Source organism: Tistrella mobilis, assembly GCF_039634785.1.
GTDB lineage: Bacteria > Pseudomonadota > Alphaproteobacteria > Tistrellales > Tistrellaceae > Tistrella > Tistrella mobilis.
In genome coordinates, this window is record NZ_JBBIAB010000001.1 from 403,668 (window position 1) to 419,389 (window position 15,722).

General features: G+C 67.7%; 14 protein-coding genes. 13 read left to right on the forward strand and 1 reads right to left on the reverse strand.

Annotated elements, in window-relative coordinates; all coding sequences use genetic code 11:
• Window positions 1–151: 151 nt before the first annotated feature.
• The 13 genes from WI697_RS01905 to WI697_RS01965 all read left to right on the forward strand — a co-directional run bounded on the left by WI697_RS01905 (window position 152) and on the right by WI697_RS01965 (window position 14,377).
• A complete protein-coding gene (locus WI697_RS01905; protein ID WP_231889413.1) occupies window positions 152–1,588 on the forward strand; it encodes a sensor histidine kinase in 1,437 nt (478 codons plus the stop codon).
• Window positions 1,589–1,713: 125 nt separating this feature from the next.
• A complete protein-coding gene (locus WI697_RS01910) occupies window positions 1,714–3,252 on the forward strand; it encodes an acyl-CoA synthetase (RefSeq protein ID WP_345957191.1) in 1,539 nt (512 codons plus the stop codon).
• 398 nt (window positions 3,253–3,650) lie between these two features.
• On the forward strand, window positions 3,651–4,673 hold the full coding sequence (locus WI697_RS01915; protein WP_345957192.1) for a PstS family phosphate ABC transporter substrate-binding protein: 1,023 nt from the start codon (window positions 3,651–3,653) through the stop codon (window positions 4,671–4,673).
• Between the two features lie 255 nt (window positions 4,674–4,928).
• On the forward strand, window positions 4,929–6,311 hold the full coding sequence (pstC, locus tag WI697_RS01920) for a phosphate ABC transporter permease subunit PstC (RefSeq protein ID WP_345957193.1): 1,383 nt from the start codon (window positions 4,929–4,931) through the stop codon (window positions 6,309–6,311).
• A 19-nt stretch (window positions 6,312–6,330) separates the two neighbouring features.
• Entirely contained in the window at window positions 6,331–7,656 is a 1,326-nt protein-coding gene (gene pstA, locus WI697_RS01925) for a phosphate ABC transporter permease PstA (protein ID WP_345957194.1), read from the forward strand.
• Between the two features lie 94 nt (window positions 7,657–7,750).
• Entirely contained in the window at window positions 7,751–8,521 is a 771-nt protein-coding gene (gene pstB / locus WI697_RS01930; RefSeq protein WP_062764110.1) for a phosphate ABC transporter ATP-binding protein PstB, read from the forward strand.
• A gap of 27 nt (window positions 8,522–8,548) precedes the next feature.
• The gene (phoU, locus tag WI697_RS01935; protein ID WP_345957195.1) at window positions 8,549–9,274 is read left to right on the forward strand and encodes a phosphate signaling complex protein PhoU; all 726 of its coding nucleotides are present in this window, start codon (window positions 8,549–8,551) and stop codon (window positions 9,272–9,274) included.
• A gap of 146 nt (window positions 9,275–9,420) precedes the next feature.
• A complete protein-coding gene (gene phoB / locus WI697_RS01940; protein ID WP_014747025.1) occupies window positions 9,421–10,119 on the forward strand; it encodes a phosphate regulon transcriptional regulator PhoB in 699 nt (232 codons plus the stop codon).
• A 95-nt stretch (window positions 10,120–10,214) separates the two neighbouring features.
• On the forward strand, window positions 10,215–10,841 hold the full coding sequence (locus WI697_RS01945) for a LysE family translocator (RefSeq protein WP_014747026.1): 627 nt from the start codon (window positions 10,215–10,217) through the stop codon (window positions 10,839–10,841).
• A 172-nt stretch (window positions 10,842–11,013) separates the two neighbouring features.
• The gene (gene trpS, locus WI697_RS01950; protein WP_014747027.1) at window positions 11,014–12,006 is read left to right on the forward strand and encodes a tryptophan--tRNA ligase; all 993 of its coding nucleotides are present in this window, start codon (window positions 11,014–11,016) and stop codon (window positions 12,004–12,006) included.
• Between the two features lie 149 nt (window positions 12,007–12,155).
• Complete coding sequence (locus WI697_RS01955) at window positions 12,156–13,067, forward strand: sulfite exporter TauE/SafE family protein (protein ID WP_345957196.1); 912 nt, start codon at window positions 12,156–12,158, stop codon at window positions 13,065–13,067.
• A complete protein-coding gene (locus tag WI697_RS01960; protein WP_014747029.1) occupies window positions 13,067–13,849 on the forward strand; it encodes a TIGR02186 family protein in 783 nt (260 codons plus the stop codon). Before WI697_RS01955 ends, WI697_RS01960 begins: the two co-directional genes overlap by 1 nt.
• Before the next feature lie 15 nt (window positions 13,850–13,864).
• A complete protein-coding gene (locus WI697_RS01965) occupies window positions 13,865–14,377 on the forward strand; it encodes a universal stress protein (protein WP_082828523.1) in 513 nt (170 codons plus the stop codon).
• Here the strand turns inward: WI697_RS01965 and WI697_RS01970 are convergent.
• Complete coding sequence (locus tag WI697_RS01970; RefSeq protein ID WP_345957197.1) at window positions 14,370–15,674, reverse strand: adenylate/guanylate cyclase domain-containing protein; 1,305 nt, start codon at window positions 15,672–15,674, stop codon at window positions 14,370–14,372. The genes WI697_RS01965 and WI697_RS01970 overlap by 8 nt on opposite strands.
• Between the last annotated feature and the right edge of the window lie 48 nt (window positions 15,675–15,722).

The window sequence follows — 15,722 nt, forward strand, 5'->3', positions numbered from 1 at the left end:
GCGTCGTAAAACTTTCATGTCCAGGTCGCTTGACCGGCCGCCGGGCTCGGGCAGTCTGGCGGGCCGCGCCCGGTGCCGGACCCACGGTGGCAGGTGGATGCGGGGACAGATGCGGCGCGCAGAGACGCGGCACGGCCGATGGCGGGTGGACATGGCGGTATTCGACCGGAACGAGATCAGGCGGTTCTTCGGCGCGACGGCGGCGATCGCGGCCCCTGCCGTGGGGACGCTCGGCGGCCTGTGCTTTGCGGGCGCGCTGGACTGGCACTGGGCGCTGGCCGGTGTGGTGGTCTCGGTCGCCGGCTCCATGGCCGTCGCCCGCCTGCTGCTCGGCGGCTTCCATGCCCTGCGGGATTTTGCCGAGGCGCTTGCCCATGGCGAGGAACGCCCGGCCCCGCCGCCCGGCGGGCGAATTGTCCAGGACATCGCCCGGGCGATGCTCCGGCTCTGGCTCAAGGAGCGTCGCCGGGCCGAGCGGCTGGCGGTCCAGGCCGACGATTTCGGCCAGATCCTGGACCGGCTGCCCCTGCTGGTGCTGACGGTCGATGATCAGGTGCGGATCCGCTCGGCCAATCGTGCCGCGGAAGAGACGATGGGCGAGGGGCTGGTCGGGCGCGAGCTGGTCGCCGTCCTGCGCCATCCGGCCCTGCTGGATGCGGTCGATCAGGCGCTGATGCGCGGCGAGTTCGCCGATGTGGTGTTCTCCACCGCCGCCCCCGACCGGCGGGAATACAAGGCGCATATCGAGGCCTTGCGGGCCGGCGACGAGCATACCGAGGCACGCCGGGCGGTGATCGCCCTCCACGACCTGACCCAGATCCGCAAGCTGGAGCAGATGCGCGCCGATTTCGTCGCCAATGCCAGCCATGAAATCCGCACGCCGCTCGCCACCCTGATCGGCTTCATCGAGACCCTGCGCGGGCCCGCCCGCGACGATCCGGATGCGGCCGAGCATTTCCTGTCGATCATGGACGATCAGGCCCGACGGATGTCGCGGCTGGTCAACGACCTGCTGTCGCTGTCGCGGATCGAGATGAACGAACATATGCCGCCGGCTGCGGCGGTCGACCTGACCGATGTGATCGACGACGTCATCTCGGGGCTGGAGTTCAAGGCCCATGCCCGGGGGATCGAGATCGAGGTCACGGCCGACCCGACGCTGGCACCGGCGCTGGGCGACCCGGACGAGCTGACCCAGGTTGCCCAGAACCTGATCGACAACGCGATCAAATACGGCCGCAACGACAGCCGGATCACCGTGCGGCTGTTCCGCACGACCGAGGCCCCGCGGCCGGTGGGGCTGGCTGCAACCCTGGAGGCGGTGGGCTTCTCGGTGACCGACCAGAGCGACGGCATCCCGCGGGAGCACCTGCCGCGGCTGACCGAGCGCTTCTACCGGGTGGACAGCGCCCGGTCGCGCCAGGTCGGCTCCACCGGTCTCGGGCTGGCGATCGTGAAGCACATCGTCAACCGCCATCGCGGCCATCTGGCGATCGACAGCCGGGTGGGCGAGGGGTCGTGCTTTACGGTCTATCTGCCGCTGGCCGGCCGCGGCAACGGCCGGGCGCCGGTGGCGGCCGCTTCCTGACATCCCTGCACGCTATCCTGTGCGCTGCTGCCATGGCCGCTTCCGCTGCCCCGTGAACCCGGATTCATGCTATGAGCTGAAGAACCGCCCTGCGGTGCAAGAAGATCGAAGCTTGAGGGAACGCCATGTCGGATCTGATCCGCCGAAACACCATCAATGATGCCGTGCGCCGTGCGGCCGCCAAGTTCCGCGACCGTCTGGCGCTCCGCCATGGCGACCGGCGCTGGAGCTTTGCCGAGGTGAACCGCGCCGCCGATGCCATCGGTCGCCGGCTGATCGAGGCCGGGCTCGGCCGCGGCGACCGGCTGGCGGTCTATGCCCGCAATTCCGACACCTATCTGCTGGTCTGGCTGGGCGCGCTGCGCGCAGGCCTCGTCCACGTGCCGATCAACTACGCACTGACCGAGACCGAGCTGCACTACATCGTGGAGCAGTCGGGCGCTCGCGGCCTGATCTATGACCCGGATCTGGCCGAAACCGCCCGGGCGGTGGCGGGGCGGGTGGATCTCGCCTTCGCCGTCCCGATGACGGGCGATGCGGATTTCGACCCGCTGGAGGTCGCGCTGGGCTCGGCCGGCGCCGAGGCGCTGGAGGTGGGGCTTGCCGACGAGGATCTGGCGCAGATCCTGTACACCTCGGGCACCACGGCGGCGCCCAAGGGCGCGATGATGACCCATCGTGCGCTGCTGGCCGAATACACCAGCTGCATCGTCGAGCTGAACCTGAAAGGCAGCGATCGGGCGCTCGCAGCCCTGCCGCTTTACCATTCCGCGCAGATGCACTGCTTCACCATGCCCCAGCTGCTGGTCGGCGCCACCACCATCCTGATCCAGACCCCGGTGCCGGAGCAGTGCCTGGCCCTGATCGAGGAAGAGGCCATCACCTCGTTCTTCGCGCCGCCCACCGTCTGGATCAGCCTGCTGCGCCATGCCGATTTCGACCGGCGCGACCTCTCCAGCCTGAAGAACGTCTATTACGGCGCCTCGATCATGCCGGTGCCGATCCTGCAGGAGCTGCGCCGGCGACTGGCCGGGGCCCAGCCCTACAACTGCTACGGCCAGAGCGAGATCGGCCCGCTTGCCACCGTTCTCGGCCCCGACGAGCACGAGGCGCGCCCCGCTTCCGCCGGCCGGCCGGTGATGAATGTCGAGACCCGGATCGTCGATGGCGAGATGAACGACGTGGCCCCGGGCGTGCAGGGGGAAATCGTGCACCGCTCGCCCCAGCTGCTGACCGGCTATTGGAACAAGCCCGACGAGACGGCGGACGCCTTCTCGGGCGAGTGGTTCCATTCGGGCGATGTCGGCTATCTCGACGACGAGGGGTATCTCTATGTCGTCGACCGGGTGAAGGACGTGATCAAGACCGGCGGGGTGATCGTCGCCAGCCGCGAGGTCGAGGATGCGATCTTCACCCATCCGGCGGTGTCCGAGGTGGCGGTGATCGGCCTGCCCGATCCGAAATGGATCGAGGCGGTGACCGCCCTGGTCGTGCTCCGGCCCGGTCAGGAGGTCGGGATCGACGAGCTGGTGGCCCATGCCCGCGAGCGGCTGGCGCCGTATAAGGTGCCGAAGGCCGTGCATTTCGTCGATGCCCTGCCGCGCAACACCGCCGGCAAGATCCTGAAGCGCACGCTGCGCCAGGAGTTTGCCGAGCAGGGCTGACGCCGCATTCCGTGACGGCAGCCATGCATCCGGATCAGGCCGCGGCAGGTCACACTGCCGCGGTTTTCCTTTATATGACAGTCGCTTCCGGAAGGTTTCCCCGGAGGTATAGACAACTTTCCACAGATTGTCGATGGGGGCCTCCGGCGTGCCGGTCTCTGGATTAAACCAAGAAATTACAAATGGTTGCTCAGAAAGCGGTGCGGGTCGGCTGCGGCGAAGTGTGTCATGATTCCGTCATGAAACTGTGATATTCCCGTCGTCGAGCAGGATTAGACCATGTGTGACGCGAGGCCGGGTGGAAACACGACGCCGCCTGCCGCGTTTCGAGATCGGGACCGGTGGCGTGTCTGCCGCCGGCCAGCACACATGACGAACATCCAACAGGAGTTGGAACGGTGTTCAAGAAAGCCGCGCTTCTGTCGGCGGTTGCGATCGTTGCGGTCGCCACTCCGGCCCTTGCCCGCGATCAGATCCGCATCGTCGGCTCGTCGACCGTCTACCCCTTCGCGACTGCGGTCGCCGAAGAGTTCGGCAAGACCTCGGGCTTCGCGACCCCGGTCATCGAGAGCACGGGTTCGGGCGGCGGCCTGAAGCTGTTCTGCGCCGGCGTCGGCACGCAGCACCCTGACATCACCAACGCCTCGCGCCGGATCAAGAAGTCCGAGATCGAGGAATGCGCCAAGAACGGCGTGACCGAGATCACCGAGGTGAAGATCGGCTTCGACGGCATCGTGCTGGCGAATGCGGTCAACGGCCCGGACATGAACATCACCCGCGCCCAGCTGTGGCAGGCGCTGGCGAAGCAGGTTCCGGTCGACGGCAAGCTGGTCGAGAACCCCTACAAGAGCTGGTCGGACATCGACGGCTCGCTGCCGAACGAGCCGATCGAGGTTCTCGGCCCCCCGCCCACCTCGGGCACCCGTGACGCCTTCGTCGAGCTCGTCATGGAGCACGGCTGCGAGGAATTCGACGCCGTGAAGGCGATCGAAGACAAGAAGATGCGCGGCGCGGTCTGCAAGTCGATCCGCGAAGACGGCGCCTTCATCGAAGCCGGCGAGAACGACAACCTGATCGTTCAGAAGCTGGCCTCGAACCCGGCCGCCTTCGGCATCTTCGGCTACAGCTTCCTTGAGCAGAACGGCGACAAGGTGAAGGCCGCCACCATCGAGGGCAAGGCGCCGGAATACGACGCCATCTCGAGCGGTGAATACCCGGTCTCGCGCTCGCTGTACTTCTACGTGAAGAACGCGCATGTCGGCACCGTGCCCGGCATGAAGGAATACGTCACCGAGTTCACCTCGGAAGACGCCATGAGCCCGGTCGGCTATCTGGCCCAGCGCGGCCTGATCGCCCTGCCGGATGCGGAGCGCGCCGAAGTGGCGAAGACCGCCCAGGGCCTGGTTCCGCTGAAGATGTGATCGGATGAGGGCTGGCTGCGCCTGCATACCGGTGCAGCCAGCCCCAGCCATCGCAAGACGACCCGGCGGCTTTCGTCCGGTGCAGGCTGGCACCGCCGGAGCCGCCGTTCGCCTGCCGGGGCCTGCCCTCCCGGCCGGCGCCCATCCGAAGCAGCCGCGACAGAACGGCCGCATCGAACCTTTCGTCCGCGACCTTGCGGAACCCGCGAACCTGAAGGGCCCAACCGGCCCGATGCCTGAAGGCAGAGGCGGCGCATGACGGTAAGCTCCTTCGTGCTCATCGTGCTGATCCTGAGCGCGGTAGCATTCTTCCTCGGACGGCGGCGCTCGGTGTCGCTTGCGAATGGCAGGCTCTCCACCCTGCATTCGCGCCCCGGCTATTACGGCTGGTATGTGGCATTGTGGTGCGGCCTGCCGGCGGTGCTGCTGGCGCTGGTCTGGATCGTGGCCCGCACACCGATCGTCAACGGCGCCGTCCACGACGTCATTCCGGAAGACGTGATGGCGGCCGGCACCGGTGCCGTGAACCTGTTCATGGCCGATGCCTACAACCTTGCCACCGGCAACATCGTCTCGTCGGATCCGAGCCCCGCAGTGCGCGAGGCGGCCTCGATCATCACCGGCCTGACCCGGACGGTGAACCTGGCCTTCGCCGGCATCGGTCTTGCCCTGGCGCTTGCCGGCCTCACCGCCGCCTATCGGCGGATCACCGCGGATTTCCGCTCCCGCAACCGGGTTGAGCGGATCCTGCGCATCCTGCTGATCGTGGCCTCGACGCTGTCGATCTTCACCACCATCGGCATCGTGTTCTCGGTGCTGTTCGAATCGATCCGCTTCTTCCAGCGGATCCCGATCCTCGATTTCCTGTTCGGCCTGCACTGGAGCCCGCAGATCGCGATCCGCGCCGATCAGGTCGCCTCGGAAGGCTCGTTCGGCATGATCCCGCTGTTCGCGGGCACGCTGCTGATCACCTTCATCGCGCTGGCGGTGGCGATCCCGATCGGCCTGCTGGCGGCGATCTACATGTCGGAATATGCCGGTCGCAAGACCCGCGCGCTGGCCAAGCCGCTGCTCGAGATCCTGGCCGGCATCCCGACCGTGGTCTACGGCTTCTTCGCGGCGCTGACCGTGGCGCCGCTGATCCGCGGTTTCGGCGAGAGCCTGGGCATCGATGCCGCCTCGGAATCGGCGCTGGCCGCCGGTCTGGTCATGGGCATCATGATCATCCCCTTCGTGTCGTCGCTGGCCGACGACGTGATCAACGCCGTGCCCCAGACACTGCGCGACGGCTCGCTCGGCCTTGGCGCCACCACCTCCGAGACGATCAAGCTGGTGATCCTGCCGGCGGCCCTGCCGGGCATCGCCGCCGCCTGCCTGCTCGCCTTCTCGCGCGCCATCGGCGAGACCATGATCGTGGTGATGGCGGCCGGCCTGGCTGCGAACCTCACCGCCAATCCCTTCGAGGCGGTCACGACCGTCACCGTGCAGATCGTCACCCTGCTGGTCGGCGACCAGGAATTCGACAGTGCCAAGACGCTCGCGGCCTTCGCCCTGGGTCTGGTCCTGTTCGTCATGACCCTGGCGCTGAACGTGGTGGCCCTGCACATCGTCCGCAAATATCGCCAGGCCTATGACTGAGCGACGGGAGCAACAGGTCATGACCGACAGCACCCTGAACCCTGCCGGCGCCCCGATCGCCGGACGGGAAAGCCCCCATGCCGGCCAGGCGGCGGCTGCCCGCCTCAGGGCCCGGCGCCGCTCGGAACGCCGCTTCAAGGCCTATGGTCTGGGCGCCGTCCTGCTCGCCATCGTCATGCTGGTCGTGCTGATCGGCACGCTGGCGGGCCAGGGTCTCGGCGCTTTCACCCAGACCCAGATCGCGGTGGAGGTCAATCTCGACCCGGCCCGGCTGGACCCGCAGGGCACGCGCGACCAGAAGACGCTCGCGGACGCCAATTATACCGGCCTGCTGACCGACATCGTCCGCGACAATTTCGGCGCCACCCAGCGCCGGGACATCCTGAAGGCCCTGGGCCTGTTCAGCCGCGATGCCCGCTTCGAGTTGCGTGATTTCGTGCTGGCCAACCCGGATCTGATCGGCACCACCCAGACGGTGTGGCTGACGGCCTCGGGCGATCTCGACATGCTCGACAAGGGCTGGATCGACCGCGATCTGCCCGAGACGCAGCGGCCGATCGACGATCGGGTGCTCGGCTGGTACGACGCGCTGGTGGCGAAGGACGCGATCAGCCGCGACTTCAACACCCGCTTCTTCACCGGTGCCGACAGCCGCTCGCCCGAGCTGGCCGGCATCTGGGGAGCGACCGTCGGCTCTGCCCTCACCCTCTTCGTCTGCTTCATCCTCTCCTTCCCGATCGGCGTCACCACGGCGATCTATCTGGAAGAGTTCGCGCCCAAGAACCGCTGGACCGACCTGATCGAGGTCAACATCAACAACCTCGCGGCGGTGCCCTCGATCGTGTTCGGTCTGCTGGGTCTTGCGGTGTTCATCGGCTTCTTCGGCATGCCCCGATCGGCGCCGGTGGTCGGCGGCTTCACGCTGGCACTCATGACCCTGCCCACCATCATCATCGCGACCCGCGCCGCGCTGAAGGCGGTGCCGCCCTCGATCCGTCAGGCGGCCCAGGGGCTGGGTGCCAGCCCGGTGCAGGTTGTGTTCCATCACGTGCTGCCGCTGGCCATGCCGGGCATCCTGACCGGCACGATCATCGGCATGGCCCAGGCGCTGGGCGAGACCGCACCGCTGCTGATGATCGGCATGGTCGCCTTCATCGCCGACGTGCCGGGTGGCTTCACCACGCCGTCGACGGTGCTGCCGGTGCAGATCTTCCTCTGGGCCGACAGCCCGGAACGCGCCTTCGTCGAAAAGACCGCCGCCGCCATCCTGGTGCTGCTCGGCTTCCTGATCATCATGAACGCGATCGCCGTCCTGCTGCGCAGGCGCTTCGAGCGCCGCTGGTAAGCCGGTACGGGAGACCTTCCTCCTCCCCCGGCCGGGGTGCCCTTGCCCGGACCCCGGCCGGGCGGATCAGAGACCTTCAGCGGAGAGCCCGCCCATGACTTCCGGCCTCGTGCCCAAGATGACCGCGCGCAAGCTGAACCTGTTCTATGGTGAGAAGCAGGCGCTGTTCGACGTCGATCTCGACATCCACGCCAACAGCGTGACCGCGCTGATCGGCCCCTCGGGTTGCGGCAAGTCGACCTTCCTGCGCTGCCTGAACCGGATGAACGACACCATCCCCAATGTCCGGATCCAGGGCGAGGTGAAGCTGGAAACCGCCGACATCTACGACCGCATGGTCGACGTGGTGCAGCTGCGCGCCCGGGTCGGCATGGTGTTCCAGAAGCCCAATCCCTTCCCGAAGTCGATCTACGACAACGTGGCTTACGGTCCCCGCATCCACGGCCTGGCCGACAGCCGGGAAGAGCTGGACGAGATCGTCGAGCGGTCGCTGAAGCGGGCCGGCCTTTACGAAGAGGTGAAGAGCCGCCTGCAGGAAAGCGGCACCGGCCTCTCGGGCGGTCAGCAGCAGCGTCTGTGCATCGCCCGCGCGATCGCGGTTGACCCCGAGGTGATCCTGATGGACGAGCCCTGCTCGGCGCTGGACCCGATCGCGACCGCGCGTATCGAGGAGCTGATCGACGAGCTGCGCGAGAACTACACCATCGCCATCGTCACCCACTCCATGCAGCAGGCGGCCCGCGTGTCGCAGCGCACCGCCTTCTTCCATCTGGGCCAGCTGGTCGAGTTCGGCGACACCGAGCAGGTGTTCACCAACCCGCGCGAGGTCCGGACCCAGGACTACATCACCGGCCGCTTCGGCTGACCGGATCCGCCCAGGGAGACCAGTCTCATGCCCATTTCCGGTCAGCACATCGTGAAATCCTTCGACGAAGAGATTGCGCGCCTCGGCAACGACATCGTCCGCATGGGCGGCCAGGTGGAAGCGCAGATCGATCTCGCCATGCGTGCCATCGCCAGCCGTGACAGCGAGCTGGCGAGCGATGTGGTCGCGGGCGACAGCAAGGTCGACGGCCTGGAAGACATGATCGAGGAGCAGGTGGTGCGGCTGTTCGCGCTGCGTGCCCCCGTCGCCAACGATCTGCGTCTGGCCTTTGCCTCTCTGCGCATTGCGGCCGAGCTGGAGCGCATGGGCGATCTGGCCAAGAACGCCGCCAAGCGCGCGATCATCCTGAACCAGTCGGCCCCGGTCCGGCCGGTGCATGTGCTGCCGCGCATGGCCGCGGTGGTGCAGCGCATGCTGAAGGACGTGCTCGACGCCTTCGTCGAACGTGATGCCGGCCGCGCCCGTGCCGTCTGGCAGAACGATGCCGAGGTCGACGAGCTGCACAACAGCCTGTTCCGCGAACTCCTGACCTACATGATGGAGGATCCGCGGCACATCACGGCGTGCACGCACATGCTGTTCATCGCCAAGAACATCGAGCGGATGGGCGATCACACCACCAATATCGCCGAGCAGGTGATCTTCGTGGTCGAGGGCACCAAGCCCGATACTGCCCGCCCCAAGGCCGAGACCGTTCTCGACCGGTCGGGCGACGCCGTTCTCGACGACTGACGGCCCGGCGGCCTGCTTCGTCCCCCGGGACGATCCGGCAGGCCGTCTCTTCCCCCGCGCGCACCCCGCACCCCCCTCTGACCGGCCGGCACGCCCCCCGGGGTTCCTGGTGCCGGCCACCCGACTTCCTGGAGGACATCCGAGCGATGCGTCCGAAGATCATGGTCGTCGAAGACGAAACCGCGATCGTCACCATCCTGCGCTACAACCTCGAACGCGCGGGCTTTGCCGTCGAGGAGGCGAATGACGGCGAGGAGGCGCTCTGGCGCATTCGCGAGGTGAAGCCCGACGTCCTGCTGCTGGACTGGATGCTGCCCAAGCTTTCCGGGCTGGAGCTGTGCCGCCAGCTGCGCCGCGACCCCGAGACCCGCAATCTGCCGATCATCATGCTCACCGCGCGCGGCGAGGAGACCGATCGGGTGCGCGGGCTGGACAGCGGTGCCGACGACTACGTGCCCAAGCCCTTCTCGCCCCAGGAAGTGGTGGCCCGGATCCGCGCCGTGCTGCGCCGCATCCGTCCCGCCTTCTCGGAAGAGGTGCTGTCCTATGCCGATCTGCAGATGGATCTGGCGGCCCACAAGGTGACCCGCTCGGCCGAACCCGTGCATCTGGGGCCGACCGAATTCCGCCTGCTGCGCTTCCTGATGGAGCATCCGGGCCGGGTCTTTTCGCGCGAGCAGCTGCTCGACGGCGTCTGGGGCCAGGACATCTATGTCGAGCCCCGCACGGTGGACGTGCATATCCGCCGGCTGCGCAAGGCGCTGAACGGCGAGAACCTGCCCGATCTGATCCGCACCGTCCGCTCCGCCGGCTATGCGCTGGATGCCCAGGGCACGGCTGCCTGACGGTCCCTGCAACCCGACTTGATGTGGACGGGCGCCCGCGGCCGGGCGTAGCATGGGGCAACTGCCCGACCGGCAGTTTATGGCGCGGGGGCCCCATGACGCTCGACATCTGGTTGATCTATCTGGCGGCGGCGGCGGGGCTGTCGCTGACGCCCGGGCCGAACGGGCTCCTGTCGCTCAATCACGGCGTGCGCTTCGGCGTGCGCCGTACCGCCTTCACCGCTGCGGGCGGGGTGACCGGCTTCATGGTGCTGGTCGCGGCCTCGCTTGCCGGGCTCGGGGCGCTGCTGGCGGCATCGGAACAGGCTTTCACCATCGCCAAATGGATCGGGGCGGCCTATCTGGTCTGGCTGGGCATCCGCACCTTCCGCGCGCCGCCGCCCTCGGTGACGCTGGCCGATGCCGGGGGCCGCATTGCCGGGGCGGGGCCCTGGCGGCTGTTCACCCAGGGCTTTCTGGTGGCGGTGTCGAACCCCAAGGCGCTGATCTTCTTCGCCGCCTTCCTGCCCCAGTTCATGGTGCCGGGCGTGTCGTTCCTGACCCATCTTCTGGTTCTGGGCGGCACCTTTGCCGTGGTCGAATTCGTCTACGAGCTGATCCTGGCGGGGGCCGCGCGGCGCATCGCCCCCTGGCTGGGGCGCCATGGCCGCTGGTTCAACCGGGCGACCGGTGCGGCCTTTGTCGGCATCGGCGGCATCCTGACCACCGCCAACCGGATCTGAGCCGGGCGCATCGCCGCTTTCCGTGAAAATTCATCGTGTCGGCGGCGCTTGACCGCGCCCCGGCCCGCGCGTGATATAGGCGCGTTTCCATTGAACCGCGCATCGCGGACCCAAGCTCCGGCCGGCATCCACACCCGGCGGGCGGTCTGCGGATGCCGAAGGCGAGGACCAGATGGCGAGGATCTTCTCCGGCGCACAGCCGACCGGCAACCTGCATCTCGGCAACTATCTGGGCGCCATCCGCAACTGGGTGACGCTGCAGGACAGTTACGAGTCGGTGTTCTGCATCGTCGATCTGCACGCCATCACCGTCTGGCAGGATCCCAAGGCGCTGATCCGGCAGACCCGCGAGCTGACCGCCGCCTATATCGCCGCCGGCATCGACCCGGAACGCTGCGTGATCTTCAACCAGTCGGCCGTGACCGCGCATTCGGAACTGGCCTGGCTGCTGAACTGCATGACGCCGATCGGCTGGCTGAACCGGATGACCCAGTTCAAGGAGAAGGCCGGCAAGGACCGCGAGAAGGCGAGCCTTGGCCTTTATGCCTATCCTGTGCTGATGGCGGCCGACATCCTGGCCTATAAGGCGACCCATGTGCCGGTGGGAGAGGACCAGAAGCAGCATCTGGAACTGACCCGCGACATCGCACAGCGCTTCAACCAGCTCTATGAAAAGGACGTGCTGCCGCTGCCCGAGCCGATGATCCTGGGGGCGGCAACCCGGGTGATGTCGCTGCGCGACGGTACGAAGAAGATGAGCAAGTCCGACCCGTCGGATTATGCGCGCATCAACCTGACCGACGACCGCGACACCATCGCCCAGAAGCTGAAGAAGGCCCGGACCGACAGCGAGCCCGGCGTGACCTACGAGCCGGAGCGCCGGCCCGAGGTCGCCAACCTGATCCGGATCTATGCCGCGCTGGACGGCCGCACCACCGACCAGGTGGTTGCCGACTATGCCGACGCGCCCTTCACCACGGTGAAGACCCGCCTGACCGACCTTGCGGTCGAGAAGCTGGGCCCGATCGCCGAGGAGATGAAGCGCCTGATGGCCGATCCGGCCGAGATCGACCGGATCCTGGCCAAGGGGGCCGATCGTGCCCGCGCCATCGCCGACCCGGTGGTGGCCGAGGTGCGCGAGACGATCGGCCTGCTGCGCCCCTGATCCGCCCTTGGCCTGCGGGCTGCGGATCTTTACGACATGGCCCGGATCGCGGAAAACCGCGGTCTTCGGGTTGCAAGCGCCGACGGGCCGGACCAGAATGGTCCGGCCCGGTCGCCTTCAGGACCGGTCCCCGCGCCAGACGGACCGTCATGCAGATCTATCTTCCCATCGCCGAGCTGTCGATCGATGCGATCGCGATCCTGCTGATGGGGCTGGGTGTGGGCTTTCTGTCGGGTCTGGTCGGCGTGGGCGGCGGTTTTCTGATGACGCCGCTGCTGATGTTCGTGGGCGTGCCGCCGCCGGTGGCGGTGGCGACCGGGGCCAATCAGGTGGTCGCGGCCTCGGTCTCGGGCCTGCTGGCCCATTGGCGCCGCGGCACGGTCGATGTCCGGATGGGCGGCGTGCTGCTGGTCGGCGGCCTGGTCGGATCGGGCGTCGGCATCCTGATCTTCCGCTGGCTGCAGGCGATCGGCCAGATCGACCTGGTGATCGGCGTCTCCTATGTGCTGTTCCTGGGCGTGATCGGCGTGCTGATGGGCATCGAGTCGGCGCGCAGCCTGCTGGTCCGCAATCAGCCGGCGAAGAAGCGCCATCAGCACAACTGGATGCACGGGCTGCCCTTCAAGCTGCGCTTCCGCAAATCCAAGCTCTACATTTCGGCGCTGCTGCCGCTGGCGCTGGGGGCGGGGGTGGGTGTGCTGACGGCCATTCTGGGCGTCGGCGGCGGCTTCATCATGATCCCGGCGATGATCTATATCCTGGGCATGCCGACGCTGGTCGTGGTCGGCACCTCGCTGTTCCAGATCCTGTTCGTGTCGATGAACGTCACGATCATGCATGCGGTCACCACCGAGGCGGTGGATCTGGTGCTGGCGGCCATCCTGGTGATCGGCAGCGTGATCGGCGCGCAGGTGGGCTCCAGGCTGACCACGAAGCTGCGTGGTGAGCATCTGCGCGGCCTGCTTGCGGCCGTGGTGGTGCTGACCGCCATCAAGATCGGCGCCGATCTGGTGATCCGGCCCGACGAGCTGTTCTCGGCCGTGGTCGTGGGGCCGGGCTGATGGCCGATATGCTGCGCATCGCCAGGCTGCCGGCCCTGTTCGTCTTTCTGCTGACCCTGGCGGCCGCGCTTGTGACGGCGGTGTCGGGAACCCTGCGTGCCCGGGCACAGCCGCTGGTGGCGGACCTTTCCAGCCATCTGATCTCCATCACCTCCAGCTTCACCGGCACCGAACTGCTGCTGTTCGGCGCGACCGAAGGCCCGGGCGAGGTGATCGTGGTGATCCGCGGCCCGGCCGAGACGGTCGACATCCGCCGCAAGGACCGTATCCTCGGCATGTGGATCAATGCCCGCACGATCCGCTTCAACCAGGTGCCGGCCTTCTATTGGGTGGGGGCGAGCGCGCCGCTTGAGACCTTCACCAACGACCAGATGCTGGCCCGGCATCGTATCGGCCTCACCCGGCTGGACTTCCCCGGCGGCGAGGATGCGGCCCCCGAGGAACGCGCCGTCTTCCGCGACGCGCTGATCCGGAACCGTCAGCAGGCCGGCCTGTTCGTGCCCGCGGTGCAGCCGATCTCGCGATTGGGGGACCGGCTGTTCCGGGTGACGGTCGCCTTTCCGTCCAATGTCACCACCGGCGGCTACCGGGCCGAGATTTTTCTGGTGAACGAGGGCCGGGTGGTGGCCGCCCAGACCACGCCCCTGTTCGTGCGCAAGGACGGGCTGGGCGACAACATCGCCCGTCTGGCCCATGAACAGCCGCTCGGCTACGGCATCGCCGCGGTGCTGATTGCGCTGACCGCCGGCTGGACCGCAGGCTTCGTGTTCCGCCGCTTCTGAGGAGGTTGTCATCCGATGACCGACGAGACTTCAACCCCCGAACCTGCGGCCGTGCCCAAGCCCCGGCCCGCCGTCAAATTCCTGGTCTGCGTCGATGGCAGCGCCCATAGCCGGGTGGCGGTGCGCTATGCCTGCCGGCGTGCCCGCGCCCGTGGCGGCCGGGTGACCCTGCTGACCGTGATCGAGCCGGCCGAGAATCAGCACTGGATGTCGGTCGGCAATCTGATGGCCGAGGAACTGCGCGAGCAGGCCGAGCAGGTGCTGCAGGAGATTGCGGCCGAGGTGAACGCCTTCGCCGGGCTGATGCCCGAACTGCTGGTCCGCGTGGGCCCGATTGGTGACGAGATCCTGCGCCAGATGCGCGAGGACAAGGATATCGGCATGATCGTGCTGGCCGCCCGTCCGCCATCGGAAGGGCCGGGCAAGCTGGTGCGCTGGCTGGCAAGCCAGCTGGCGGGGGAACTGCTGGTGCCGATGACGATCGTCCCCGGCAACCTGTCCGAGGACGATCTGCTGCGTCTTACCTGATGGCGGCGGCCTCTGCCGGCACATCCACGCCGCAATCCTCGCAATCCTCGGGCAGGGTATAGACCTCTTCCTCGGCGGCGAGCCCGCGCAGATGGAAAGTGCCGAGTGGTTCGAGCCTGCGGCCCATATGTTCGACGATCCGGGCGATGGTCGACGAGATCGCGACCGTGCGGCCCAGATCCCGGGCCAGAACCTCCAGCCGGCTTGCTTCGTTGACGGCCTGGCCGATGACGGTGAAGTCCAGCCGTTCGGGGGCACCGATATTGCCGTAGAGCACTTCGCCCGCATGCAGGCCCAGGCCGAAGGCCAGCGGTTCCTGGCCCAGCGCCCGGCGGCGGGCGTTCAGCTCCGCCATGCCGCGGACGGCGTCACGCGCGGCATCCAGCGCCGCGCAGCCGGCGAAGGGGCAGGCCCCTTCGCGCACCGGGGTCGGGAAGACGGCGAGCACGCCATCGCCGATCAGCTTCATCACCTGGCCGCCATGGGCGGTGATCGCGCGGTTCATCACCTCGAAATGGTCGTTCAGCGTGGCGATCAGCACTTCGGGCGCCACCCGTTCCGACATGGCGGTGAAGCCGCGCAGGTCCGAGAACCAGATCGCGGCATTCATCCGTTCCACGTCGCCGCGCTTGATGGTGCCGGCCAGCACCCGCTCGCCGGCATCGTCGCCCAGATAGGTGCGCAGCAGGGTGCGGACCTGGCCGCGCTGGCTGATGACCTCCACCGCCAGCGTCACCATCGGCAGCAGGGACGATACCCGGCGCAGATCGCCCTCGCTGAAGCCGCCCGGATTGCGGGTGGCGAGCGACAGGGCGTTGGGCGTGCCGTCATGGAAGGCGAGCGGCATCATCGCATAATCGGTGAAGCCCTCTTCGTGCAGGTCGGCCAGGATCGGGAAATCGCCGATCTGGGCGTTGGGGCCGGTCAGCCGCCGCCGCACGCCGACGCCGTGTTCGGCGATCAGCATGAAGGGGCTGCGCAGATAGGCCTCGGTCAGCTCCACGCCGTGGGCGCGGCGGATCTCCTCGACCGGCTGATCGGGGCGCCATTCGATCGATACGCCGCGGAATTGCGGGTCCAGAAGGCGCAGATGCAGGGTGGCCCGATCGATCGGCACACCTGCTGCCAGCAACCGCTCGGACAGGCCGGCGATCAGCTCCCCCACCGGCAGGCCGGGACCTTCCTGGGCAAGCCACTCACCGATCGGATCCGGGCCCAGCACCGACGGGGCCGCGGCGGCACGACGCACGGGGGTGCGCGGCACTGAGACATCGTCCAGGCGTTCGGCTTCCATCATCGGATCGTCCTGCAGGCGGTGGGTTGGGGCGTGTCGGCACAACGCGCC